Origin of the sequence: Streptomyces tremellae, assembly GCF_039540215.1 — a bacterium.
GTDB lineage: Bacteria > Actinomycetota > Actinomycetes > Streptomycetales > Streptomycetaceae > Streptomyces > Streptomyces tremellae.
The window spans coordinates 1-23,053 of record NZ_BAABEP010000002.1 but is presented as its reverse complement, the minus strand read 5'-3'; the positions used below and the strand labels follow the sequence as shown (position 1 = coordinate 23,053).

The window sequence follows — 23,053 nt, the reverse complement described above, 5'->3', positions numbered from 1 at the left end:
GTCATCCCCAGGTCACGTCGCGGCTGCGGTCGGCGCACCACTGGGCGAGATCACGCAGCTCGGCCAGGCGATGCTGGAGGTAGCCGGCCCGGCGGCCGCCCATGTGAATGCGCCCGCTCCAGTAGCCGTCGACGCCTGAGTCCTCGGGGGTCAGGGCGAGTGCGACCAGGACACGGCCGAGGAAGTCCCCGGCCGGCAGCCTGCCCGCATCGCACGCCGCGTGCCAGGGCCCGGCGGTATCCGGGGCGGCGCCGGGAAGAGAGCGGTCCTCGCGCGCGGTGGCGCTGAGGGCCGGCGTCGTGTCGGCGGCGGACGGCTCCGGTGCCAGAAGGCCGAGGAGCTCCGCCAGGCGCACCGCGTTGGGCTCGGAGACGTTCACCTCCGGGATGTCGCCGTCGGGGTCGACGTCGTGCACGTACAGCGGGTAGTCCGGGCAGATGTCGGGCATCGCGCAGCCGGGCAGCGGGTCCCGGGAGCCGGTGGCGGGGAGTGCGGCGAGGGCCTCCTCGTACGTGTCGTGCCGTGGGGCGAGAGCGGTGGCCCGCTCGCAGCCGCAGCTGACGACGAAATGGCCGGCCGGTCGCCAGTCGGCGGTGAAGGTCACGGACACGGGCGCGCGCCTTTCTTGTCTCTGTGCAGCGGATCGAATGCCGGGGCGGGTGGGTGTTGCGGACTCCGCAACACCCACCCCGTGCGGTCAGTAGCGCGCGGCGACCGGGCCGATCTGGTGGAGCGGCGAGGTGAACGGGCTCTCCATGCCGGGGTCCGTGCCGAACAGCGTCCGGTGGATCGCGCGGGCGTGCACCCACTCCTCGTCCCAGTCGCCGTCGCTGTCGATCGCGAAGCAGTCGGGGGCGAGGGTGTGGGCCCGCAGCATGACTGCGGTGACCGCCATGTCGTACGGCTTGGGCCGCGCGAAGCCGGTCTTGCAGAAGGAGTAGGTGAAGCCCCGCTCGTCCTCGAACTCCGGGTCCAGCTCGATGGCAAAGGTCTCGTAGTCCTCGCCGGCGGCCATCAGGCCGTTGAAGACGATGGCGTCCTCGTCGATCCGGGGTACCCCGGTGCCCGCGCCGCCCGCGAGTGCGATGTCCTGGCTCTGTTCGACCAGATCCAGGATCGCCGCGGCGTCCAGGCGCAGCTGCAGCCAGATGGACCGGAAGTTCTCCGCCTTGGGCGTGTACGCGAAGTAGTTGACGTGTCCCATGGCGGAGCTCCTTGCGTCGGGTACGGGTTCGTGGTGTGCCGGCCGGGCGCTTGCATCACCCGATCAGCTATTCACTAATGTACTCGATACGGGGATATTCGTCAAACTGTAAGGGTCGCGTGTGGCGCCGGGGTCCGGCGTGTGCGGCCCGAGAAGGTTCTACGCGGCGGCGGCCGAGCCGTTCGCGGACATGCCGCCGAGGGTGCGGAGGTGGTGCTCGCAGCCGTGCGCGAGCGTGCGCACGTGGGCGTCGAGCGTCTTGTAGTCGACGCCGTCCCCGAGGCGCAGGCCGCGGGCGGTCTCCAGGGTCTGCTGTTCCACGGCCGTGAGCGCGTACCCCTTGGCGACGGCGACCTCGATGTGGGCGAGAAGTTCCGGCACGCTCATGCCGGCGAACGGGAAGCCGTGGCGGTTGTGGGCGCCCAGGCGAGGGTTCGGCGGGATCCCGAACGTGTAGTCGCGACGGAACGTCCCGCACGCCGTCTCCGAGCGGTCCGCGATGCCGGAGAGGTCCGACACGTGCTGCACCGCCAGGACGCCGCAGTTCTCGCAGGGGCCGGCGTGCTGCTGGTACTCGCGGCACACGTCGAGGTGCTGGGCGCGGGCTGCGTCCTCTGCCTCGCGAAGGGTGCGGAAGTCGTCGGGCTCGTGCCAGTCGTAGTACTGGGCGTTGACGTAGTAGTCCTCCTCGAACCGGCCGTTGTACGACCAGCGGCCCTCGGGGGTGTAGACGGTCGTCGTGAGGTCGTGCGGGGTGAGGATGAGCCCGTTGTCGGCCCACACCTGGGCCGTGCAGCCGCATTCGGGGAACCGGCGCACCCAGGAGACCGAGATCATGTCATCGCCCATGGCGCCCGCTTCGAAGGTGAACGGCTCCGGGTGCCAGATGCGCTTCACCTGGGCCCACGCGTCGGCGAGGGTAATGGATGCGGCGATTCCGGAAGCGGTCAGAACCAGCGGCAGGGCGGGCGGGGTCACGGTGCTCCTCAGTGGTTCGGTGTGCGGGATGGTGGCGGGCCGCGGCGGACTACTTGCCGCCGACGAGCTTCACCGAGGCGACGCGGTGCAGATGGAGCTCCGGCTCGAACGCGTCCGCGTAGTCCTTCACCGGCCCGTCGTAGATGGACGACATCTCGAACGCCTCCTGCCAGGTCAGCGGTTCGAGCCTCCCGCCGTCCACCACCCAGGCCCTGAGCAGGAAAGACCCGTCGTCGTTCTTCGTGTGCACGGTGACGGCTGCGCCGAGTTCCAGCGTGCGCGAGGCGGTGGCCACGTAGCGCATCAAGTCGTCCTCGGCGGTGACCTTCGTTCCGTCCGTCACCATCAAGCGCGCGAACAGCGGCTCCTCGCCCAGCTCGCCCTCGTGCTGGAGATGCATGGTCATGAGGTGGTTGCCCTCGCCGAGCCCGCTCCACAGTGCCCGCAGGAGCAGGTCCGGCATGAAGCCGAAGCGGTCGGTGTACTGGTCGTGCGTGATCGCCAGGGTGGCCGCCTCCGTTTCGATGAGCTTGCGGCAGACCGTGCGGACGCGGGCGCGGCGGGCCTGGGTCTCCGGGTTCGTCGACTCGCTGGCGCTCATGTGGTGTGCCTCCTGGGGGTGGGTGATCCCTGACTAATCACCAATGTACTCGATAAGGGTATTATGGTCAAGTTATTAGGGTCGAACGGGTCGGGGGTGCGGACGCGGCGCCAGCGGGCCAGCGCCAGGTCGGTGAGAGTGCTAGGAAGTGCGGTGCTGGCGCGCCGTTTCCGCCTGTGCGAGGTGCGTGAGGACCAGCGCCGCGGCCGCGCCCTCGGGGGAGTGGAACGGCTCCGTGATGCCCGGTCCCGTCCACCGGCCGTCGGCGGTGCGGCGCACCGGGCCGAGGCCCGTGGCGCCGATACGGACGGACTGCTCGCCGGACACGGTCGGGACGCCGATCCGGGCGCGGCTGAGCGCGTCATTGATGTCGCGGACGGTGCCCAGGCGGCCGGTGTCGTCGAGCACCAGGGCGGTGGCCTCCAGCCGCTTTCCAGTCTCGGCAGCGAGAGCTGACAACTCCCGCAGCAGGCAGCCGGCCTCGCCCCCGCGGTGGGCCGGGGCCGGCGGGGTGGCACTCTCGGCAGCGGTCCGGACGGCCTCCAACCGGGCCGCCGTTGCGCGGCAGTTCCGCGCTGATCCGGCGAACTTGTCCACGGGCAGGGCAGCCATGGCCGAGTCGATGTCGGACCGGTCCATTCCCGGTGAAGGTGTCTCCTGCAAGCTCCGCCAGATCCGGTGGAGCGTGGCCAGATCAGCGTCGGCGCCGTGCCGCGCGGCATACCGTCCGTACAAGCCGGCCGGAGGCTGGGCAGCGGTCGCCTCCAGCCGGGCGCGGGCCTGGTGGCAGAAGGTCAACAGGCGTGACAGCGGCAGGGCGAGCCAGTCCCGGGCGTCGCCGGTCGACTCGGACAGCAGGGCCTGGGCGGGCGTCTGAACCAGCGGGATCAGTCGCGCGATCCGCCGGCACCCGGTCCGGCTGCGCACCGCGTCGAGTTCCCGCCCGACGGTCTTGAGCCCTTCGAGGATGGCGGCGACGGACGGCTCGCGCAGGGCGTAGAAGGTGAAGACCCGGGCGGCGCTGTCGATGAGTTCCTGGCGCTGCAGCGGGATGAGACTGACGGCGACCCGCGCCTCGGGGGCGCCCGAGTAAGCAGTGGCCAGCTCGTCGGGCAATCCGTGGACGGCGATGTGGAACATGGCGGCGTCATCGCCCGCGCCCAGCAGGCTCGGCCGGACCGGTCCCGCATCGCGGCCGACGCGTGCGCGGTGTCCGGCGCTGGAGGAGTGGACCTGGCCCACGGCACGGCCGTCCTGAGTCAGGACATCGTGGTCCTGCGGCCCAGCGGGCCGCAGTCGGAACGAGGGAAAGGAATCGAGGGGGCGGGTGTCCACGCAGGTCGCTTTCGATAGAGGAGCAGGGGAGGAGGCGGCCCACCCGGAGGCGGGCTGCGCCGGGGCTGGGGTCAGACCGTGCGCAGGAGCAGCCGCAGGGCCTCGGGACGGACTTCGTCATCGCGGACGACGGCACCGTCCGGCGCCGTCCAGAAGGCATTGGTGCGGCCGCCCCGGACCACGACGGTGCGCATCAGGGTGCGGGACCCGTCGGTGACGACGTCACCGCGGTGGAAAGGGCCGGGGATGAACTCGACCTCCAGGTCGTCCTCCGACTCGAACTCGATGTACGTGCGGGGCGTGAGCTCGAGCTGGCCCGGCGCCGAGCGCACGACGGTCGCGCAGACGGTGACGCGGACCTGGTCGCCGGCGGACAGGTGAGGGATGGGCACGAAAACTCCTTGGGTGCGGGGGGAGCGGCCGAAGGCCAAGGGGGAGGCCAGCGGGGCTGACCTGCGCGGGGGACGTGGTGTCCCCCGCGGGCGCCGTCGGATCAGACAGCGAGGGTGAACGCCGGACGCGGCGCACCGGGGCAGGCTGCTGCGCCCGGCGCGGGGAGAGGTGCGGCAGTGATGACCATGACGAGCTCGTCCGGCCGCCACACGAAGGACTCCCCGTCCAGCGCCACCGACTCGCCCGCCCGGTCCATCGCGGGCACGGCCTCGAAGGTGGCGAAGGTGTGCACGCCCCAGAACATCCCGCGCCGCGCGGCGGTCGGCTGCTCGCAGTCGCCGAGGTACCAGTCGCCCGGCCGGACGTCACGAGCGGCGACCACACGCAGCGCGGCCGCGTCGGCCAGCGGCTGCTGGTAGGCGAAGCCCCCGGAGTCGGTCAGGGGGCGGGCGGTCACGATGACCGGGATGAACGCGACGTCGGCGACGGTCATGAGCAGGGCTCCTCGGGGCGGGGGTATCCGTGGTGTCTCCGGCCCGGTGCTTGCTTCACCGAACCCGATAACTCAAATGTACCCGATAAAGGGGGGTGAGGCAATATTGAGGGGTCAACGGTGTGGAGGAGCGCCATGCAGCAGACCCGTGCCGCGCCCCACACCCTTGCTGCTCGCGAGGCAGCAGATGCAGCACCAAGATCCTCCGAGCCTCGGGCACGCCGTCGCGAGGGCTGTCGGCAACACCCTGGGCACCAGCCGCCACGCTGCGCCGCGCTGCGAGCGTGACCTGCTCATTTGCCTGGTGCAGCACCGAAGTCCAGCAGGCGCAGCACGGTGGCCGGCACCCCCCAAGAGATCGCGACACAGCGCCCCTTGCTGCGCGCTGCTCCGAGGCAGCGCAGACCGCTGCAAACGGGCTGGCGAGCCGGGCCGTTTCCCGAGGCCCTTTGCGGTCGGCCCCTTCAGCGAGGTGACATGACGGCCGCCGGCCGCTGGCCCGCGCAGCCCTACGGCCGGGGTCCCGGGGCGCACGAGAAGTCACCCGACGTCCCGCCCACAGCGGTGAGGAAGACCGGCGGGGCGGCCCGGAAAGCCGGACAGGTCAGGCCGCGCGAAGGCTGGCGGCCTCCGGGTTACCGGACCTTCGCGGGCGCATCCATGCGGATGGCGCGCGCCGTGGTGTGGCTGCCGCTTGTGGCGAACCCGACGATGGCCCCGGCGCCGACGGATGCGCGCGGAGGTCGGCCAGCGGTGACCGTGCCCATCTGAAGATGCCGCTCGTACGCCCCGGCCGGGCACAGCTCGTACTCCCAGTCGCTGGGCAGGTCATCGAGCGAGACGTCCTGGTAGGTGCGCTCGACGACGACCTCCATCGGCATCAGGTCATGCGGGGACCGGGTGCAGCGCCGGCAGTCGTAGATGTCCCCTTCGGCGGGGAGCCGCTGGCCCACCTCCCAGTCGGTCCGGCCGTGTTCGCGCCGGTGGAGTTCGGTGAGGCGAGCCAGCTCTGCGCGGACGGCGTCGCCGGTCGGCAGCACGGTGGGCCCCTGCCGGCGGAGCCGGTAGAAGCGGGAGCTGTCCGGGTTGGGCGGGGGCGGAGTCGGGTCTCCCCGACCGGGCAGCTCGTCCAGGCCGATCGGGCGGAAGGAGGTGACGGTGTGCTCCTCGACCAGGCGGTCCACGACGGACCACTCCTGATCGAACGCCCAGTGGCGGCGCACCGCGTACGGAACGGAGACGCGCGCCCGGTCCTGGGTGCTGCGGGCGCTGCGGTGCCGCGAATGGATGACCCACGCGACGCTGTGAAGCTGGGCCAGAACGAAGTCGTGGTCCGGCTCGACCACCGCGCGGCGGCCGGGCCGGTGGGCCGCGGCCGGCTCGAACAAGGCGATGACCGACGAGCCGTGGCGACGCAGGGAGGCGACGGTTTCCAGGTGGGTGCCGGTCAGGACGACGGCGCCGGCGTACAGGTCCTTGGCTTCGGTACTGCGCATGTGCTCCTTCAACTCGTGGTGTGTGTGCCGTCCGATCCGCATCCGGGGCGCCGGACCGGGGAAGGGGCCGGCCGCGGGGCCTGCCGGCTCCCTGTGTTCAGCCAGTGGCGCGCGTGGCCGCGCCCGTAACGGACGCGTCGAAGACCAGGTCCCGCGCTTCGCGGGGCTCGAGCAGAGCCGAGACCCGGAGCTCCTGGATCGTCTCGGGCATGTCCCACGGACCGAAGATCCGGCCCGGGAGGACGGAGAACTCGGCGGTGTAGCGGCCACGGTCGGCGCGAACGGTAACGGTCAGGTCTGACATGAGCGGGCCGCTCCCTTCGAAGTCGGGGTGTGGAGGGGGCCGGTCGGTCGGCTCAAGGGCAGGCCGACGCGCAGAGCAAGAGGCGAAGTGCCGGGCCAGGACGGCCAGGTCCAGCCCCGGAATGTGGTGTCCCCCTTGGGGCGGGGGTGTTTGGGCACTGAGTCGGAGACCGGAGCAACCCCCATCCAACTGCACCAATGTACCTGAATGCTATCACGAATCAAGTTTATTGGGTCACGTGAGCGGGTGTTCATGAAGAGGCGGGCCGAAGGAGGTGGAGGGGACCGGCGCCCCACGGCAGCGAAGAGGGCGGGCGCCCCCGGTCACAAGGGGAGAGGGGGCGCCCTTCCCTTGTTGCTCCTCGGCGAGAACGAGTCCGTCCCCACGAGGCGGCGGGTCCTGCTCGTGTCCGGGGTGGCGGGCTTGGGGTGGGCGCCTCGCTTGCTGAGCGTGGCGCCCAAGGTCTGCCGGCGGTCCGCCGCGGCCTCGCTGTCGTGGCCGCGGGAGCGGCGGTGCCTGGCCCCAGCTGACGGCAGGCTTGCCGACGGGAGGCGGAGGTTGGCCAGTCCGAGGGGGCGGACGCCTGCGCAGGGCAGCGCGGCCGAAGCGCGGACAGCAGCAGGTGCTGCTGCACGCTCAGCGTGTGCAGCACGCTGCTGTGCAGCGGCCGGCCCCGCTGCCGTGCAGCGGCCGACCGCGAGGAGCTGCTGCGCATCGGCTTCGCGGCGCGCAGCACGGAGCAGCGCAGCGCGATCCCGCCCGGTCTGCTGCTCGGCGGTCCGTATCTCGCGCTGCCCGGTCTGCTGCTCGGCGGTCCGTATCTCGCGCTGCCCCTGCTGCTGCCATTCTGACCTGCGGAAATGAGGTGCAGCGCTGCAAGGGCAGCGCCCTCCCCCCGGGGACCGCAGCAGGAGTGGGCGCTGCCCGGTCGTTCGCGTGCTGCGCCGGGCGGCTTGCAGCGGATGCGGCGTCAGGTGCTCGGAGTGCAGCAGGGGGCGGGTGCTACCGGGCGACGTTGATCAAGTACTTGCCCGGTTCCAGTTGTCCGCTGCACGCGAGGTCGTGCAGCAGCTTCCCGACGTAGTCGAGGGTGCCGGCCCGCCGCTTGCCCAGCTCCTCGGCGACCTTGAGGTCCGGGTCGTCGCGGAGCGTGATGCGGGAACCCTCCTCGGCGTCCGGGTCGTAGTGCTCGTGGACATTTACACCGCGTGAAGCGTGCCGTTCTGGGCGTCGAGGCCGCGGGTCGCGCTGTACGGCCGGCCGTAGTGCGTGGTGATGAAGTTCTCGAGGTCCTTGTGTCCGACCTCGCGGTAGGTCTTGGACGTGGTCTTGAGGGTCAGGCCGGTCCCTTCGTTCGGGGGAGGGGGCGGGGGCCCCGGCCTGGCGGCCGGGGCCGGTCGGGGTCAGGCCGCCGTGCGGTTCAGGTGGATGGCGAGGGCGCCGGGCTCGCCGTGGTGGCGGCGGCCGTCAACGGTGACGGACACCCAGGCCGGGCGGCACTCCTCGGGGCTGCCGTAGTTGGCGAGCAGCGGGGCGGTGACGGTGGCGACGGCGGTGCGGCTCGGGCCGCCGCTCCAGGTGATGGTGATCTCGTAGCGCTCCAGGTAGCGCTCCTTCGCGCGCTTAGGGCCGCAGCGCACGGAGAACTTCACGCCGGGGAAGGTGCGGCGCAGCAGCTGGCGCAGGTAGACCGCAGTGGCCTTGGTCGACAGGCGGATCGCGGCGTAGTTCCGCTCTTCCTCGGTGGGCTTGGGGATGACGGAGGTGTGGCGGACGTGGGAGACGCCGGTCGGCCGCCCGTCCGTGGTGCGCAGTTCGTAGCGGGTCGCGGGGACCCCGCGCAGGACGTCGGCGGCGCAGGTACCGCAGGAGCACGGCTGGACCGTCGCCGGGCCGTGCATGCGGGTCGCGGTGCCGACGTAGCGGACTGTGGCGCCGGGGGTCAGGCGCAGGGCGAGGTAGGCGGTCGCGAGGCGGCGGCGAGCGGTGGCGGTGGTCATGGAGCACGTCCTTCGGTCGGGGCGTTTGTGGTGCCCGGTCCGGCGCTGCATCGCCGTTCCGGTAATCACTAATGTACTCCATTAGGGGGGAGGCGTCAAGCCTTAATGTCGCCCGCTCTGGCGGACGGGAGGCGGGGGTGTGCTGCGCCCCCTGCCCTGTGTACGCCGCCGCCTCGGCCTCACTCGTACGCCGTCGTCCAGTCCTCCGCGCTCGGGTACTGGTGTGAGTTCTCGCCGCCGTGGTCACGGACGAGCTCGCGCAGAAGGGCGGCCGGGACCGGGCCGTACCAAACGGCGGCCGCGGTGTCGTACGGGTCCCGGCGCGGGTGCGCGGGAAGCGGTGCGGGCCAGTCCCCGGGTGCGGTGAGCGGCGGGATCAGCCCCACCTGGAGCGCCTCGTACGGGCCTGCGAAGTCGGCGGGCGCGCTCGCGGGCAGGTCCCACCGGGAGGGGAGTGGAGAGGCCGGCCGGGGGCTGCACTGGCTGGTGTGGCCGGTGATGATCTGGACCTCGAACCAGTCCGCCAGGCGCACCTGCAGGACTGTGCCGGCGGTACCTCCTGCGATGGCGGCGTCGGTGATCTCAGTGCGCATCTACTACTTCCTGTCGGCTCGGGCCGGGGCTCGTGACGGTCGCACGGGGTGGCCCGGAGGGTGTCACGCTCCCCTGTCACGTGGGGTGTCACGCCGGGTGTCACGGTGTCGAGCGTGACAGCTGTGACCTGCGAAAACGCCCCCGGAAGGCCGGTTTTCCGGCCTTCCGGCGAGAGCGTGACACGGGTGGTTCAGACCTCGCGGGCGAAGGGGCGCAGCGCAGCGGGCGGCACCGGGTACGCGGAGCAGCCGGGGTGGAGCTCACGGTCGGCCTGGGGCTGCTCGAACTCGGCTGCGTCGTAGAGCCAGGGGCGGCGGCGGCCGTCCAGTGTGCGGTCGTAGTCGCGGGCGATCCAGCTGAGGCGCACGTCGCGGGGGCCGAAGGCGTAGTCGTGCGAGTTGGCCCACGCGCCCTCGGTGTCGCCGCCGCTCAGGTGGCTCAGGCAGGTCCAGGCGAGTTCGGTGTAGCGGCGGCGCAGGGGGTGCTTGACCTTGTCCCAGTCGTTCTCGACCGACCAGATCGCCGCGTCCAGGGACTTGAGCTGGTTGATGCTCGCGCCGAAGTGATGCAGGAGCGTGGCGTTCAGCTCGACGGGCTTGCCGTGGTAGACGAACAGCCGGTGCTCGGGGTGGCCCTCGTCGGCGCGCAGCGGGTTCTCGTCGAGCAGCTGGTGCAGGGCGTCGTGGAGATCGGTGGTGGTGATGCGGCTGCGCGCCATGTGGTGCTCCTCGGGCGGTCGGTTCGTGGTGTCGCCGGGGCGCTTGCATCGCCCTGACATTCACTAATGTACCTCAATAGGGGGTGTACGTCAAGTCTGCAAGCGTTCGACCGAGGGCGCGCGCTCGCCGTCAGCCTCCGCCGAGCGCACGGCGCCGACGCTTCTCCGCCTCGGCGTGCGCGGCAGCGGACCGGGCGGCGGACAGGCACCGGTACCGGTCGAGGTCGCAGTCCTTGAGCGCCTGCGCCATGGCGGCGCTGTACGCCTCCCAGGAAGGGCGCGGCGGCCCGGACGCCGTCACCGGCCGACCGTCTCGTCGGCGTACTGCGTGGCGAAGGACAAGGACCCCGGCTCGTCCACCCAGGCCAGCACGCGACGCGCGCGCCCCCGCCATCCCGGTGACGCCTTCACCCGGTCACCCCACCGGCTCCGGCCCTCCGCGCACGTCGTGCACAGCAGCCGGCCGTGCACCTCCCACACCTCCGGATCGGCGGTGAAGCACACGGGACAGCACCCCGCGGACCAGGCCGGGGGATGGCACCGCGCGGACACCAGGGCCGTGATGATCACGTGACCGCAGTGCGAGCACTCGATCCCGAACAGCGCGTTCCGCTCGCAGCGCGGACAGAACTTGCCGGAGAGCGCCCGCGCCTGCTCCTCGGTGTCGACGACGTCGACGGCGGGGATCGTGGCGCTGGCGTTGCTGCTGCGCGTGACGGGCATGGCGGGCTCCTCGGTATGCAGGGTGGAGGGGGGACTGTCCGGGGGTGCGGGTGTGCCGGGTCGGGTCGGCGCGCCGGGTTCAGCGGAGCTGGCGCCGGGTGGTGACGGAGTAGCGGGTGAGGCTGATCCAGTCGCAGCCGCCGTGGACGTACAGGTCGCCGGTGGCGGGGTCCTCGCCGGACCGGTCGACGTCGAGGCGGCTGTAGCGGGTGAGATCGCGCACGAGGTCGAGGAAGTCGTCGGCCGCCAGGTTCCGGTCTGTGTAGACGCCCTTGATCGAGCCGCCCTCGTTGTCCTCGCCGGACTCGAGAATCCACACGCTCGGCTCCAGCTCGATGGCGGGAGTCTGTGTGGCGGTGGCGAGCTCGGTCATGGGCGTCACTCCTTCTCAGGGCGGGTTCGTGGTGGCTGAGGAGGGCTCACCTCCCCCCCGATCTATTCACTAATGTACCTCACTTTTCCGATCTGTGTCAACTTTAAAGAGTCGACTTGGGTGGGGGTGGTGCCCCGTGGGGGCCATCGGTCGGGGCCCTTCGGAGTGACTCTGTTCGCCGCGACGGCACTCGCTGGCGCCGACCCCACGCGCCGGCCAGGGGGGTGGGTGCCGGCGGGCAACGTGGTGTCCCCTGCGCCGGCCCGGACGAAGAGAGGGAGGGCGGGGCGCCGGTGCGCCCCGCCCTCCCTGGTGGTCACCTGCGGTACTTGGCCATATCGCCGTGCTCCCAGATGAAGCTCTCGCCCCACCAGTCGTCGTCGTGCTCGGCATCGTCGGCCGCCACGGGCTCGGTGAGGACCGTGGCCCGGCGGTGGGCGACGTGGTGCAGGGCGAGGAGCGCGGAGACAGCGCCGATCGCGGTGAACGCGCCCGGGGTGGGCGCGGGGATGGCGGCGTGGCTGCGGTCGACGGCGAGCGTCGCCATGAAGGCACAGGTCGTGAGCAGGGCAAGGAAGTCGGCAGCGATGGCGAGCGCGGCCCACATCGGGCGCAGGGTCAGCGACCGGTGGTCCCACGGGCGGTGCGGGCCATCGAGGTCGAGGGCGTGCGTCAGGAGGACCACGCCGAGCTGGATGCCGCCGAGGAGGACGAGAAGGACCGCCGTCGCCGAGCCGCCGTAGACGACGGCGGTCAGCAGGCTCGGCAGCAGCAGGACCAGCACGAGATGGTGCAGGAGGGCGCAGTGCCGGTGCGGGCAGGCGCGGGTGGGCAGGTGGCCGTGGGCGGCGTTCATCGCGGAGGGCTCCCGGGCGAGTCGAAGAGGTAAGGCGCGGGGGCCGGGGCCGGGCGTTCGCGCCCGGCCCCGGCGGGCGGGTCTCAGTACCGGCGGCCGTGGCGGGCGCGGCGGTGGGAGCGCCGGTGCGCGAAGTGGTGGACGGTGCACAGGGCGAGGAAGCTCGCCATGGTGACCAGCCCGCCGGAGGAGAAGAGCACCGCGCCGGAGCCGCCGCCGAGCTGCGCGCCGAGTACGAGCCCGGCCGCGATGAGCAGCACCAGGACGTCCGTGGTGAGGGCCACGGCGGCACGCACCGGGCGGACCTGCTGCTTGGGGCCGCTCCGTGCGGCGCGCTTCGCGGTGATCACCATGAGCAGGCCGAGGGTGGCGAACGCGGCGAGCGCGAGGACCGTCACGCTGGTGCCGCCGCCGAACAGGGCGGGAACCATGCCCACGACGAGGACCGTGCGGCCGACCAGAGTGCACCAGCGGTGCGGGAAGGACTGGGCGATGCCGTGCTGGGCGGTGCAGCTCATCAGGAATCCGACTCCTCGTGACGGGTGTTCGTGGTGTCCGGAGCGGGTGCTTGCTTCACCCGCTCCGGTATTCACTAATGTACCTGAGAATGAGATGCATGGCAACCTATTAGGGTCACGCAAGGTATGGGTACGCCCTGGTCAGCGGACGCGGGTCCTGCGCCTCGCGTGACGCCGGGCCAGGGCGGTCTCGATCGGCCCGGCCAGGGCTCCTGCCGCGAACCCGCCGCACAGGCGCGCCCACAGGGGTGCGTGATGGTGTGTCGTGAGGTACCAGAAGGCTTCGAACAGGAAGCCCAGGACGGCCCATACAAGGATGTGGGCCAAGCTGAAGATGCGTGCGTACATGGGGTGCCTTTCCGGCGGGTGTCGGGGTGTGAGGTCGAGGAGAGGGGCGGCCCCGGTGGGGGCCGCCCGGTCCCGAGTCAGCAGGGCATCTCGCGGTGGCAGTCGTGGCAGCAGCGGCCGCAGCTCGCCTCGCAGTTGACCTGGACTCGCTCGCCGCAGCCCTCGCACGGGATGTACGCGTCGTCGGGGGCGAAGAAGCCGCCAGCGCCGGACCCGTCGCAGGCGCACAGGGTGGTGGCGGTCTGGGGGGTGGTGGTGATGAGCGGCATCTCGACTCCTCGTGGTGGGGTGGCCCGTGGTGACCGGCCGGGCGCTTGCTTCGCCCTTTCGGTAATCACTAATGTACCCCAAAAGGGGGGAGAGGTCAACTTTCCGGAGGGGTGCGGCGGGAGAGCGGCGACGGCGGTGCGAGCGGCGGGTCAGCGACGGTTCAGGGAGATCACGTCCACGAGCGGCGTCCCGTATGCCGTGCGGCCGAAGCGTGTGACCGTGACCGGCCGCGCCCGGCGGCGCTCCGGCGTGGTGTAGTCGGCGAGGAGCGGCGCCGTGACGGTTGCCACCTCGATGTCCGAGGGGCCGCCGCTCCAGCTCACGGAGAGCCTCCAGCCGCGCCTGCGCCGCACCGAGAACCGGACGCCGGGGAAGGCCCGGCGCAGCATCTTGCGCAGGTGTGCTGCGGTCTGCGGCTGCGTCAGGGGCGTGGCGTAGGTCTGGAACAGCTCGTCCGGGCGGAGGTGCGGGATGACCGAGGTGTACCGGACATGGACGAGGGGCGCGGCGTTGCCGTCGGGCGTACGCAATTCGTAGTGGGAGGCGGGGGCTCCGAGCAGCGTCGCGGACATGCAGATCGTGCACGTGCAGGGCTGCGCGCTCCACATGCGGAAGGTCTCGTCGTCCTCGTGGCGCACCCAGGTTCCGGCGGGCAGCCGCAGTGCCAGGTAGCCGGCCGTGTACGGGCCCGAGGCCGGTGCGCTCGGTGTCGCCGTCATTGTCTGTGTCCTCTGTTCGGGGGTGGGTAGGGGCGCGTGTCACTGCCGGGCGAGGAGCGGCGCGCACGTCGGGCGCCTTGGTCGGCCCGCTAGGACTCGAAGCCGTGGAGGCCGGGCCACTGCGCCGAGCACGCCGGGCAGAGAGTGCCGCAGTCGTTGAGCGCTTCCTCGTGGTCGTGCCATCCGAGGGCGCGGGCGGCCCTGGAGCCTTCGATCTGGCCGCCCTCGAAGGTGGCGGTGCGGCCGCAGTCGACGCAGACCACGGAGTGAGCGTGCAGGGCGTCGGACCGCTTGAGCAGGTGCCGCAGGACCTTGGCCGCGTTCTGCTCGTGCAGGTAGGCGTGTTCGTAGCGGAGTTCCTTGAGCCCCTGACCGTCGTACGCACGGGCAAGGGCGTCGGCCAGCAGGGTGCGCCCGGCGGGGTCCTCGCTGTCGAGGAGGAGGCGGGCGAGTTCTTCGAGGCGCTCGGCGCTCACAGGAAATCCCTTCGGAGTTCGGAAGGCGGGTCAGGGGTGCTGCGGAGCCACGGGCCGCAGCGCGCGGGCCAGGCACTCGTCCAGGTCGTAGCCGACCGCCTCCCGCGCCGCGTACTCGGCGTCGACGATCTCGCGCGGGAGGTCCATGCCGAAGCCGTAGGAAGTGACGTCCGGTCCGGCCTGCGCCGAGGCGGTCACGTCCAGGAGGCCGTGGAGAGCGGCCCTGGCCTGCTCCAAGGTGAGCGTGTCGCTGTCGATGAGCGCGCGGATCTCGGCCTGGCGCTGCTCGGCTCGCTGGTCCATGAGTACCTCCTCGGAGGGGATCGGGGGATCGGGGCGGCTGGTCGGCCGCCCCGACCGGGGCGGCTCAGACGACCCGCATCCCGAACAGGCGCGGCGTGGTGTCGCGGACGCCGCACCACTCGTCGGCGCAGTCGGGGCACATCTGGTGGGGGCAGCCGCAGTCGTCCAGGTCGTCGCCGACGTGCCATCCGGCGTCGTGGGCCGCGTCGGTGCCCTCGTCCGCGTCGTCGAGGAAGGGGGAGAGCTTGCCGCACTGGCCGCACTCGATGCGGTCGAAGTCGATGACCTCCAGGACCTCGGTGCCCATGAGGCGGAAGGTGGTCTCGGTGAGCATGGCGGTCATGGGGCACTCCTTGCGGCGGTGGTTCGTGGCGGCCGGTCCGGGTGCTTGCTCACCCGCTCCAACAATCTCTAATGTACTCCGTTAGGGGGTAGATGTCAAATTAAAAGGGTCACACGGGCCAGGGGTGCGCCCCGGTTAGGAGGTGAGTAGTGCCCTCGGCGACGGCCCGCCGTCCTGCTGTGACGCTTCAGTCCGGGAGACCGGCTGCACGCAGCACCGAGACGGCGCCGGCCCACAGGCCGTAGATGGATGTGTCGCGGGGGGCGGATGCGGTGCGCAGGAGGTCGGTGAGCCCTGCGGGGTCACGCTTCCAGTGGTCATGGATGGATGTCGAGGCGAGCTGCTCGCGCAACGTCGCGGCGTCGGCGGTGGTCAGGTGGTCGACGGCGCGCGCGATCGTCGCGAGTCGTTCCGAGCGGACCTGTTCCGGGGTCTTCGAGGGGGGCATGGGTGCTCCGGGTGGCGAGGGCGGGTCGGGGGGCTGGCGAGGCTGGCGGGGCCGGGGTGACCCCGCCAGCCTGCGGTGATCAGCGGGTGGGGAGCAGGCGCAGTACGGCGGCCGCGTGCTCGATGTAGCCCAAGGTGAACAGGTGGAGCCCGGCCTCGTAGCCGTCGCGGACTCGCTCGTCGGTGGCGTCCTCGGCTGCGACGTGGAGGTGGTCGCCGATCCAGACCGCCGGGTCGGTGTGGGGAAGCCCGAAGTGGTCGTAAAGGGAGGCGAGGGCCGTGGGGGTGTTGGTGATGTTGTGGGCCATGGTCACTCCTGGCGTCGCGCTGGAAGGTTCGTGGTGGCCGGTTTGGCCTTGCTTGCCGCCCCGGTGTTCACTAATGTACTCCAAGAGGGGGGAGGGGTCAAATTAGCGCGTCACCCTGGGGTTTGGCGGCGGCCGTCAGTCGACGACGACCGCTGCGCAGAAGGTGCCGCGCCCGTCGGCGGGTCATGGTCCGTCGGGCTCAAGGGCGAGCTGCTTGCGGACCGGCGGCGCGTGCACGAGGTGGGCGCGGAGGCTCCCGCCTGGCCGTCGAACTGCTCACGCGGGATCAGGAGGAGCTCACCGTACGCGGCGCAGTCGGCGCACGCGCCGCGCAGATCCGCCACCTTCCATCGAGGGTGGCGTCGCTTTCAGGGGAGGCCGCACCCGATGGTGAAGCGGGGCCCGATCAGGGTTCGGTGAATGTCCGGGTCTCCTTCGTGGAGGGGTGGCCGGTGTGTGCTGAGGGTGCGGGGGAGCGGAGCTACAGCCAGGGCCGGCCGTCGCCGGGCCGCACTCCGATCACCCCGGCGCGGCCCAGGAGCTCGGCCTCGACCGGGTCGCTGGCGTAGTCCCAGCCCTCGGCCTCGCGGTGTGCGGCATAGGTGTAGGAGTGGCCGCGTGTGCAGCCGTAGCCGGTTTCGGTGTGCCGTACGGGGGCGCCGCACTCGTAGGCGGTGGGCCCGTCCTCGTCGTAGCCCTCGACGAGGTCGTGGCACCGATCCTCGGTGTAAGAGCCGCCTCGCTCATCCAAGGGGGTGTCGGTGGGGTTCGCGGCGGGCATGTCGAACTCCTTGCGTAAGCAGGGGGGGAATGGTGGCGCGGCGCAGCGGCCGGGGTCGCGTAGGCGGCTCGACAAGTGAGATGCCTTCGGAGATCACTAAAGTACCCACGTGATGCGCATAGGTCAATGTTTAAGCGTCAATGCTGGGAGAGGGGGAAGTGGTGTCCCCCTTCCGAATGGCTTCGGTGCGCGCGGCGAGCCGGCGGGCAGGGTGCTCGGCTCCATGGCGGGGGCGGCGCCGCGCTGCGACTCGTCGACTGCCCGTTGGCCTGCCGAGGTGGAGAGGAGGCCGAGCTATCGCGTCCGTCGCCTCCGGGGATCTGTTCTCCCGCGCCGTCCCGGGCGGGGTGGGTTCGGCACCTCGGGCGGGACGGCCCCTGGCTGCGACCGCGAGGAGGTGACGGAAGCCGAGGGCGCGTGCCCTCGCTCACGGTGTCGCCGGACAAGCCGCTGCCGCGTGCCGGCTGGGTGGCCACCAGCGGGGGCGCCGGGCTGTTTCGGAACCGCGCGCATCCAGGTCGCTGCCGGGGCGGTCCGGAGTCCCATGCCCTCGGAGGTCCGCCGGGTGCTCCAGGCTGCGGCGCTGGGCGGGAGCCACGGTCGGATCGGTCGGAGAGGTGCGGAGCGCGGCGCCGGAAGGAGGCTGGATGCCGTCGCGCCGGGTGTCACGCGCCCTGTCACGCCGGGTGTCACGCCGGGTGTCACGCTCACGGGCGTGACAGCCCTGACCTGCACAAACACCCTCTGGAGGGCGTTTTTGGGGGCTCCAGGGGGTGAGCGTGACAGCGTGACACCACGAGGGGTGGCCAGGTGTCAGCCGATGCTGATCCTGCCCGCCGGGATCCTGTCCGCTGCGCGGAGGGGCGTCAGCCGCAGGGCCATGCCCTCGGCCCGGGTCTCGATGATCAGGACGCCGCTGGTGTGTACGGAGACGTCGCTGCCGATCCGCAGCACTTCATCGGTGAGGTCCTGGACCTCGTCGGCCGAGGCTTCTTCCTTGAGGGCGTCCTTCGTGCTCCAGGTGCCGCGCCCGGCGTGGGTCGCTTCGACGCGGTAGCGGGCCGCGAGGGTGTGGGCGGGGGTCATCCGCTCCCAGCCGTCGACCGGTGTGAACCGGAAGCTGACGCGGTCGGCGTAGAGGGTCAGCGTGCCGTCGTCCAGGAGGGTGGCCATGCTGTCGTCCTGGTGGAGCAGGACAGCCGCGGCGAGTTCGGTGCTCGCTCCGGCGAGCGTGCCGTCCGGAATCGTGTACCGCTCCAGGGTCCGCCAGTCCGCGTCGGCACCGTCCTGGCGCTCGAAGGAGTAACGCGCGGCGAGGTCCGGGATGGACAGGTGGCCGTGAGCGTCGAGCGATATGAGTGCCGTCAGGGCGAGCCTCCGTGGTGAGTCGATGTGGGACGCAGCGCCCCGCAATGCATCACAAAATTACCCCATGAAGGGGTTACGGGCAATCTATTAGCGTCACATGCCGCACGTCGCACACTCTCCATTGACTCTAAAAAGTTGACACAAAGAGGGGGGTGGAGTAAATTAGTGAATGCGGGTGATGCAAGCACCCGCCCCCACCACGACCGCCCGGAGACCTTCATGGACGCCCCGTTCCCGACCTCGCTCGAGGACCTCGCAGTCGAGATGACCCGGCACGGATGGGAACTCTCCTGGCATCGCGACTACGGCACGGCGCGCATCGAGGGCAGCCGGCGAGGAGGAGCGGCCGTCATGGCCACCGCCCGCTACACGCTCAAGAAGGGCTGGGTCACCCGCTTCTACGTGATCGGCTCGGTCGACGACGGATGGACGGAGTGGCTGCGCGTTCGACGCGCTGGCCTCGTCCACTTCATCGCCTCGTCCCGCCTCCCGCTCGATGCCCCCCGCTGGGCCGTGAGCAGCTCCAAGTGCCGCTGCCGCAAGGGTGCGCAGCCGACCCTGTGGCGCGCCCTGCACCTGCTCGTGGGCATCCAGCTCGACCGCCTCAGCAACCACGGCGCCGAGCAGGAGAAGAGGGCTTACCGGTGCCACCTCGACGCCCGGCGCTGGCACCTCACATCACAGGCCGAACGCACCCCGGGCCCCTGGCGCGGGACTGCGGCCGCCCTCTGAGCCAACACGCCCTGCCGAGCCGATGCGAACCCACCCCGCCAAGGAGCCCTCGACCATGTCCAACCGGATGCCCCTGAACACCAACGGCCACGACCTCCTGCCCAAGCGCACCGACGACGTGATCGTCTTCGCTGAACCCGGCGAGGAGCCGCTCGTGGCGGGCGTCCACTGGCGCTGCGCCACCTGTGACGAGCGGCCCGTTTACGTACTGCGTGACGGCGCCGTCCACGTCCAGGACCCGTGCCCCTACCCGATGGGCATCACCACGGAGGTCACCCTCGACGTGCCGTCCGGGAAGCTGATCGTCACCGACGACCTGCGCGACGTCTACGACGTCGACATCGACGCGGGCGCCTCCTACAACACCGCCCTCGGCAAGGCCCAGGTCGTGAAGGCCATGGCGGCCCTCGGCTGCGCCTACGGCCCCGTGGGCAACAGCTGCCCCGGCCTGTACCGCGACGGGGAGAACAGCTACATCGTCGCCTCCCCGATCCGCGACGACGACGATGTCCCCTCCCTCCCGGAGGAGGACCGCCTGGCGTGGATTTGCACCGACCTGTGGGCGTACTCGATCGCCGACTTCGAGGACTGGAAGGCCAAGGGCGGCACCCCGGAGGACAAGCGCCTCGGCCACTACACCGTCGTCGACGTCGCGCCGGGCACCTACAAGTTCACCCTCCACGTCGGCGAGCGCGGCTTCGACAACTACGCCGCCGACACCGTGGTCTTCGCGCACGTCGAGCGCGTCGCCCCGGCCCCCACCACCTGAGAACCACCCTCTCCGGGCGCTCCCGCCCGAACCCCATCGCGAACCACCCACGCCACACACCCAGGAGCTGCACATGCCGTTGTCCCAGCGCGACTTCAAGCTGTCGATGAGGATCAGCCCCATGAGGCCGAACAGCCCCGACGACGAAGGACTCCGGAGCCTGCTCGTGCACCGGCTGCGCGGCGCCGCCAAGGCGGTCGCCCGCATCCCCCTGAAGGCCAACCTCGCGACGGCGGGCCTGAAGAAGTACTCGGTGCACTGCGAGCCCTGCCGCTCCTGGTTCGACCTGCCCGAATGGGGCGAGGAAGTGACCTGCCCCAAGTGCGAGCGCCTGTACGCCCTGGAGCTCGCCGTCTTCTCCGCCGTTCCCAACCCCACGGACTGAACACCCCACGGTGCGGGGCGTCGACCATCAGCGGCGGCGCCCCGCACCGCGTTCGCCCCCACCCCTCCCGCGACAAGGAAACCCTGCATGATCCGTGAGACCCGGTTCCTGATCTCCCGCAAGCCGTTCGCCATCGACCTGTCCACCGTGACCGCCAGGCAGGTCAAGCACGGCGACAGCAACCCCTACTACCACCTCCACGGACAGGCCAATGCGCTCTGGATTCGCCGGCAGAAGGGCGTCGACCGGGCCTGCATCGGCACGCTCAGCCTGTTCCGCCAGTACATGCGCGAGCCGGTGGACCTCGACGATCCCCGCGCCATCCTGACCGCCGACCTCGACGGCCGCCACGGAGGCGAGTGCCTCGGCCGCTGGGACGGAACCCGGTACTGGGGCGCTCAGGAGCCCGCCCTGATGGAACAGCACCTGGAGATCCTGCGCCCGCTGCTGGCGAACCACGAGAACCCGCCGGCGGGATACGACGGCTGGTGGACGTTCCAGACCCACGCGAACTGACTGACAGCCCGCGGCACCGGCCGGTGCCGCGCCCCGGCGAACCTCCGTTACAACCCCTCGCCGGGGCACTCGTGGTGTCCCCTGGCGCGCGGGAGCCCGAGCACCACCGGCGCGCCACACGATCCGCCGGTGGGCTCGGTCACCAGCCAGGCGAAGGCCGCCCGTCAGTGACCCGTGAGGCGAACCGCGTGGGCGAGGAGCGCGGTCACGACCGTCATGTCGGCCGGCGCAGCCCAACTGATGTAGGTGGTGGAGCTGGGGTATCCGGGGGACGCGTCGCGCTGCAGCACCGTGCGCCCGTCCACGTGCCCGAACTCGATGCCAGGCACAGCCGGAAGCCGCTCAGGCAGCACCGCGCTGTCCTGCGACCCGATCGGGCGACCGCCGGCGAGATCGGCCGCCAGGAGCCGGAGGTGATCCTCGTCATGGGCGCATCCGCCGTGGCAGGACAGCAGCGCCAGACGCCGGCCCCCGTCGTTGCCGTACAACGCGTGCCGAGTGTGCGACTGGAACCGGCGGGTCCGTACGACCGCGGAGGCCGCGGCCGGATTGCTGCGGACGAGCCAGAACGCGTGACCCTCCTCGTCCCAGAAGGCCCGTCCGAGCCGGAGACCGGGGGAGTTGCGCACCGTGCGCCAATCTGCCTCCACATCCACGTCTTCGCCCCTCCAGGTGCGAAGGTGCAGGGTGCTGCGCCCCGCCGCCGGGTCGGCGAACATCAGGCCCCGGGAGAGAGGCAGAGGGCGAACACGGGCGAGCAGGAGCGGGCTGTCGGCCGGCCAGTCGACGCCATCACGTTCCAGGTGGAGACGCTGAACGGGGCACGCCGAGCAGTGGCCGCCCGACGAGCAGCGCTCATAGGGGCCCCAGGACTGCAGCCCCCTCGTGGACTCGTACAGGGCCGCGTACGTCGTCGGCATGAGCCCGCACTGGTGGCGGGTGTCGAAGTGCGCGTTGAGGCTGAGGCGGTTCCACCCCTGCCCGTCCGGACCCCGGGGTCCGTAGCTGGGCTGTTCGAGAAAGAGCGGCAAAGGATCTCCAGACGAGGTGACCGTGACGAGTGGGAGGCCGGGACTAGGGCCGCTGCCCGAGGCGCAGTGACCACCCCGCTCCGATCGCCGCACTAGGCGAGATCGGGCCGGGGTGGTCAGTCAGCTGTGGGTGTTCGGAAGATCCGCGCCGCTGTCGACACGGTCGAGAGGGGCGAGGGCGCGCAGGACTGAAGAGATGCCCCTGCCGTCGCGCCAGGACCACCTGATGCCGTGCGGCATGGCGACCCCCGTCACCGGGTCGGCCCGCACGTCGCGCGGGTCCTCGACGCGGGTTCCCGGAACGACGTAGTGGCGATACACCGCAGCCCACTGGTCATACGGCTGGTGCCCAACGACGACGTAGTAGTCGTTGGGCAGGCGCAGCAGAGCGACGGTCCACCCATCGGGAGCGTTGGTGGGGTAGACGGCGCGGATCCCGAGGTCGGAGACACCCTGAAGATCAGGGAGGGGCGCGCGCAGCTTCAGCGTGTCAGCCATGCGTCGAGACATCGTCAGAACTCCTCTGGAGATAAGGGGTGTTGGATCGCGCGCTGTCAGTACCGACGAGCACCAGGGCAGCTCAGGCACCAGGGAGCAGGGGAAGTCCACCTGCATTCCCTAATGTACGCACATTGAGATTTCCGGTCAACTTAAAAGGGTCAAGATGGGTGGGGGCGGCCCTCTGTCGCCGTTCACTGAGTGGCAGTCTCGGGCCGCCCCGGCCCCGTCAGAGCTGCGGGGCGTGCGCGGCCAGAGGCTCGGGTGCCGCCTTGGTGTACAGGCCCTCAAGGCCGGAGGGCGCGATCAAGCCCCAGGTGAAGGTGTCCATGTCGGGGTAGAACCAGCCGCGCATGCGACTGGGGGCGTCATGGGTGCGAATGACGCCTACTCCGTAGACCTCAAGGGTGCCGTCGTGGAGGGCGTCCCGCTGCTCCTGGGTGAGGTGGTCGACGTTGTAGTACCTGTCGAACTTCTCATCGGCCACGACGGCGAGGACGGGGCTGAAGTCGTCTTCGACGGGGCCGAAGCTGCGGGCGCGGGCGAGAGAGGCCATTGCCTCCGCGCGGGTGGCGCAGGTGTCGCGGTAGAGGACGCGGTCCTTGTGGTCGGGGATCTCGTCGGTGTCGTACATCCATGCCTCGACCTGGTGGTGGGCGTAGGTGCCGATGCCGTTGTGGCGATTGCGCAGGAATCCGTAGGGCTTGCCGTCGACGAGGACGGGGTGACGTTCGGTGCAGAACTCGCAGGTGATGCCAACGTGGCGCAGGAAGCGCTGGAGACGAGGGAAGCGCGAGAAGCGGGTGCCGCAGTTGCAGCAGGTGTAGACCTCCCAGCTGGAGGGGTCGGCGACCGTGTCGTGGTTGCACCGGGGGCAGGCGTACGACGCGTTGCTGTTCCAGTCGATGACCATGAGCTTCCTCCTGCTGTCTGGGGAGGTGACCCCCTCCCTGTATTCACTAATGTACTCCATTAGGGGGGGTAAGTCAAATGAAAACGCCTCCTCCGTCCGCGCCTGCCGTCGCCTGGCCGTCCCGGCCGACCTCCTCGCCGCCTCGCCGCCCGTGCCCCGGCTCCGCCGACCTCCCCGCCCGCCGCCCCGGCGCCGCCCGTCCACCGGCCGCGCCCCGTCCCGGCCCCGGCCCCGTCCCGCGCCCCGTCCCGCCGTGCCCC

Annotated in this window: 36 protein-coding genes; 6 read left to right on the top strand and 30 right to left on the bottom strand. The window is 71.1% G+C overall.

Annotated features, from left to right (window positions below; genetic code table 11):
• Position 1: 1 nt before the first annotated feature.
• The 9 genes from ABEA77_RS02070 to ABEA77_RS02030 form a co-directional block, all read right to left on the bottom strand.
• Positions 2-610 (bottom strand): hypothetical protein, encoded by a 609-nt coding sequence (locus ABEA77_RS02070; protein WP_345640271.1) that lies wholly within the window; start codon positions 608-610, stop codon positions 2-4.
• Between the two features lie 87 nt (positions 611-697).
• Positions 698-1,204: a hypothetical protein gene (locus tag ABEA77_RS02065; RefSeq protein WP_345640269.1), complete on the bottom strand. Its 507-nt coding sequence runs from the start codon at positions 1,202-1,204 to the stop codon at positions 698-700.
• Positions 1,205-1,363: 159 nt separating this feature from the next.
• Positions 1,364-2,182 carry a hypothetical protein gene (locus ABEA77_RS02060; protein ID WP_345640267.1) on the bottom strand — a complete coding sequence of 273 codons (819 nt, stop codon included), beginning with the start codon at positions 2,180-2,182 and terminating at the stop codon, positions 1,364-1,366.
• 49 nt (positions 2,183-2,231) lie between these two features.
• Positions 2,232-2,783 (bottom strand): hypothetical protein, encoded by a 552-nt coding sequence (locus ABEA77_RS02055; protein WP_345640265.1) that lies wholly within the window; start codon positions 2,781-2,783, stop codon positions 2,232-2,234.
• Positions 2,784-2,924: 141 nt separating this feature from the next.
• On the bottom strand, positions 2,925-3,923 hold the full coding sequence (locus ABEA77_RS02050) for a hypothetical protein (protein ID WP_345640263.1): 999 nt from the start codon (positions 3,921-3,923) through the stop codon (positions 2,925-2,927).
• Between the two features lie 266 nt (positions 3,924-4,189).
• Positions 4,190-4,510 carry a hypothetical protein gene (locus ABEA77_RS02045; RefSeq protein ID WP_345640261.1) on the bottom strand — a complete coding sequence of 107 codons (321 nt, stop codon included), beginning with the start codon at positions 4,508-4,510 and terminating at the stop codon, positions 4,190-4,192.
• A 101-nt stretch (positions 4,511-4,611) separates the two neighbouring features.
• On the bottom strand, positions 4,612-5,004 hold the full coding sequence (locus ABEA77_RS02040; protein WP_345640258.1) for a hypothetical protein: 393 nt from the start codon (positions 5,002-5,004) through the stop codon (positions 4,612-4,614).
• Between the two features lie 635 nt (positions 5,005-5,639).
• On the bottom strand, positions 5,640-6,500 hold the full coding sequence (locus ABEA77_RS02035; RefSeq protein WP_345640255.1) for a hypothetical protein: 861 nt from the start codon (positions 6,498-6,500) through the stop codon (positions 5,640-5,642).
• A gap of 97 nt (positions 6,501-6,597) precedes the next feature.
• Positions 6,598-6,804, bottom strand: a complete 207-nt coding sequence (locus ABEA77_RS02030; protein WP_086755612.1) for a hypothetical protein — start codon at positions 6,802-6,804, stop codon at positions 6,598-6,600.
• A gap of 641 nt (positions 6,805-7,445) precedes the next feature.
• Here ABEA77_RS02030 and ABEA77_RS02025 point away from each other — a divergent pair.
• Positions 7,446-7,655: a hypothetical protein gene (locus ABEA77_RS02025; protein ID WP_345640251.1), complete on the top strand. Its 210-nt coding sequence runs from the start codon at positions 7,446-7,448 to the stop codon at positions 7,653-7,655.
• Between the two features lie 190 nt (positions 7,656-7,845).
• Positions 7,846-8,016 (top strand): hypothetical protein, encoded by a 171-nt coding sequence (locus tag ABEA77_RS02020; RefSeq protein WP_345640249.1) that lies wholly within the window; start codon positions 7,846-7,848, stop codon positions 8,014-8,016.
• Between the two features lie 191 nt (positions 8,017-8,207).
• Here ABEA77_RS02020 and ABEA77_RS02015 read toward each other — a convergent pair whose 3' ends face one another.
• The 18 genes from ABEA77_RS02015 to ABEA77_RS01930 all read right to left on the bottom strand — a co-directional run bounded on the left by ABEA77_RS02015 (position 8,208) and on the right by ABEA77_RS01930 (position 17,994).
• Positions 8,208-8,804 carry an LPD29 domain-containing protein gene (locus tag ABEA77_RS02015; protein WP_345640247.1) on the bottom strand — a complete coding sequence of 199 codons (597 nt, stop codon included), beginning with the start codon at positions 8,802-8,804 and terminating at the stop codon, positions 8,208-8,210.
• A 179-nt stretch (positions 8,805-8,983) separates the two neighbouring features.
• Positions 8,984-9,397 carry a hypothetical protein gene (locus tag ABEA77_RS02010; protein ID WP_345640245.1) on the bottom strand — a complete coding sequence of 138 codons (414 nt, stop codon included), beginning with the start codon at positions 9,395-9,397 and terminating at the stop codon, positions 8,984-8,986.
• Positions 9,398-9,588: 191 nt separating this feature from the next.
• The gene (locus ABEA77_RS02005) at positions 9,589-10,116 is read right to left on the bottom strand and encodes a hypothetical protein (RefSeq protein WP_060880763.1); all 528 of its coding nucleotides are present in this window, start codon (positions 10,114-10,116) and stop codon (positions 9,589-9,591) included.
• A 130-nt stretch (positions 10,117-10,246) separates the two neighbouring features.
• Positions 10,247-10,417: a hypothetical protein gene (locus ABEA77_RS02000; protein WP_345640243.1), complete on the bottom strand. Its 171-nt coding sequence runs from the start codon at positions 10,415-10,417 to the stop codon at positions 10,247-10,249.
• Positions 10,414-10,839, bottom strand: a complete 426-nt coding sequence (locus tag ABEA77_RS01995) for a hypothetical protein (protein ID WP_345640241.1) — start codon at positions 10,837-10,839, stop codon at positions 10,414-10,416. Before ABEA77_RS01995 ends, ABEA77_RS02000 begins: the two co-directional genes overlap by 4 nt.
• A 79-nt stretch (positions 10,840-10,918) precedes the next feature.
• Positions 10,919-11,212 (bottom strand): hypothetical protein, encoded by a 294-nt coding sequence (locus ABEA77_RS01990; protein ID WP_060880765.1) that lies wholly within the window; start codon positions 11,210-11,212, stop codon positions 10,919-10,921.
• A gap of 316 nt (positions 11,213-11,528) precedes the next feature.
• Entirely contained in the window at positions 11,529-12,068 is a 540-nt protein-coding gene (locus ABEA77_RS01985) for a hypothetical protein (RefSeq protein WP_345640239.1), read from the bottom strand.
• Positions 12,069-12,151: 83 nt separating this feature from the next.
• The gene (locus ABEA77_RS01980; protein WP_060880767.1) at positions 12,152-12,586 is read right to left on the bottom strand and encodes a hypothetical protein; all 435 of its coding nucleotides are present in this window, start codon (positions 12,584-12,586) and stop codon (positions 12,152-12,154) included.
• A gap of 141 nt (positions 12,587-12,727) precedes the next feature.
• Positions 12,728-12,934 carry a hypothetical protein gene (locus ABEA77_RS01975; RefSeq protein WP_345640238.1) on the bottom strand — a complete coding sequence of 69 codons (207 nt, stop codon included), beginning with the start codon at positions 12,932-12,934 and terminating at the stop codon, positions 12,728-12,730.
• Between the two features lie 77 nt (positions 12,935-13,011).
• Positions 13,012-13,203, bottom strand: coding sequence for a hypothetical protein (locus tag ABEA77_RS01970; RefSeq protein ID WP_345640236.1), 192 nt, complete (start codon positions 13,201-13,203; stop codon positions 13,012-13,014).
• Positions 13,204-13,353: 150 nt separating this feature from the next.
• Positions 13,354-13,923 (bottom strand): LPD29 domain-containing protein, encoded by a 570-nt coding sequence (locus ABEA77_RS01965; protein ID WP_345640234.1) that lies wholly within the window; start codon positions 13,921-13,923, stop codon positions 13,354-13,356.
• Between the two features lie 89 nt (positions 13,924-14,012).
• Positions 14,013-14,399, bottom strand: a complete 387-nt coding sequence (locus tag ABEA77_RS01960; protein ID WP_060880770.1) for a hypothetical protein — start codon at positions 14,397-14,399, stop codon at positions 14,013-14,015.
• 30 nt (positions 14,400-14,429) lie between these two features.
• Positions 14,430-14,702, bottom strand: a complete 273-nt coding sequence (locus ABEA77_RS01955; RefSeq protein WP_086804378.1) for a hypothetical protein — start codon at positions 14,700-14,702, stop codon at positions 14,430-14,432.
• 64 nt (positions 14,703-14,766) lie between these two features.
• Positions 14,767-15,045 (bottom strand): hypothetical protein, encoded by a 279-nt coding sequence (locus ABEA77_RS01950; protein ID WP_060880772.1) that lies wholly within the window; start codon positions 15,043-15,045, stop codon positions 14,767-14,769.
• Between the two features lie 187 nt (positions 15,046-15,232).
• Complete coding sequence (locus ABEA77_RS01945; RefSeq protein WP_345640231.1) at positions 15,233-15,493, bottom strand: hypothetical protein; 261 nt, start codon at positions 15,491-15,493, stop codon at positions 15,233-15,235.
• A gap of 79 nt (positions 15,494-15,572) precedes the next feature.
• Positions 15,573-15,800, bottom strand: coding sequence for a hypothetical protein (locus ABEA77_RS01940; RefSeq protein ID WP_345640230.1), 228 nt, complete (start codon positions 15,798-15,800; stop codon positions 15,573-15,575).
• 481 nt (positions 15,801-16,281) lie between these two features.
• On the bottom strand, positions 16,282-16,581 hold the full coding sequence (locus ABEA77_RS01935) for a hypothetical protein (protein ID WP_345640228.1): 300 nt from the start codon (positions 16,579-16,581) through the stop codon (positions 16,282-16,284).
• A gap of 813 nt (positions 16,582-17,394) precedes the next feature.
• The gene (locus tag ABEA77_RS01930; RefSeq protein WP_345640226.1) at positions 17,395-17,994 is read right to left on the bottom strand and encodes a hypothetical protein; all 600 of its coding nucleotides are present in this window, start codon (positions 17,992-17,994) and stop codon (positions 17,395-17,397) included.
• A gap of 174 nt (positions 17,995-18,168) precedes the next feature.
• Between ABEA77_RS01930 and ABEA77_RS01925 the strand changes: the two genes are divergently transcribed.
• The 4 genes from ABEA77_RS01925 to ABEA77_RS01910 all read left to right on the top strand — a co-directional run bounded on the left by ABEA77_RS01925 (position 18,169) and on the right by ABEA77_RS01910 (position 20,351).
• On the top strand, positions 18,169-18,681 hold the full coding sequence (locus ABEA77_RS01925; RefSeq protein WP_086761669.1) for a hypothetical protein: 513 nt from the start codon (positions 18,169-18,171) through the stop codon (positions 18,679-18,681).
• A 55-nt stretch (positions 18,682-18,736) separates the two neighbouring features.
• Entirely contained in the window at positions 18,737-19,450 is a 714-nt protein-coding gene (locus ABEA77_RS01920; RefSeq protein ID WP_345640222.1) for a hypothetical protein, read from the top strand.
• A 73-nt stretch (positions 19,451-19,523) separates the two neighbouring features.
• Entirely contained in the window at positions 19,524-19,835 is a 312-nt protein-coding gene (locus ABEA77_RS01915) for a hypothetical protein (RefSeq protein ID WP_060880779.1), read from the top strand.
• Between the two features lie 87 nt (positions 19,836-19,922).
• The gene (locus tag ABEA77_RS01910) at positions 19,923-20,351 is read left to right on the top strand and encodes a hypothetical protein (protein WP_060880780.1); all 429 of its coding nucleotides are present in this window, start codon (positions 19,923-19,925) and stop codon (positions 20,349-20,351) included.
• A 164-nt stretch (positions 20,352-20,515) separates the two neighbouring features.
• On the opposite strand, the gene ABEA77_RS01905 is transcribed toward ABEA77_RS01910, so the two are convergent.
• From ABEA77_RS01905 to ABEA77_RS01895, 3 genes are all read right to left on the bottom strand, one after another.
• Entirely contained in the window at positions 20,516-21,382 is an 867-nt protein-coding gene (locus tag ABEA77_RS01905) for a hypothetical protein (protein ID WP_345640219.1), read from the bottom strand.
• Positions 21,383-21,502: 120 nt separating this feature from the next.
• Positions 21,503-21,880, bottom strand: a complete 378-nt coding sequence (locus tag ABEA77_RS01900; protein ID WP_060880782.1) for a hypothetical protein — start codon at positions 21,878-21,880, stop codon at positions 21,503-21,505.
• 229 nt (positions 21,881-22,109) lie between these two features.
• Positions 22,110-22,793, bottom strand: coding sequence for a zinc ribbon domain-containing protein (locus ABEA77_RS01895; RefSeq protein WP_345640217.1), 684 nt, complete (start codon positions 22,791-22,793; stop codon positions 22,110-22,112).
• Between the last annotated feature and the right edge of the window lie 260 nt (positions 22,794-23,053).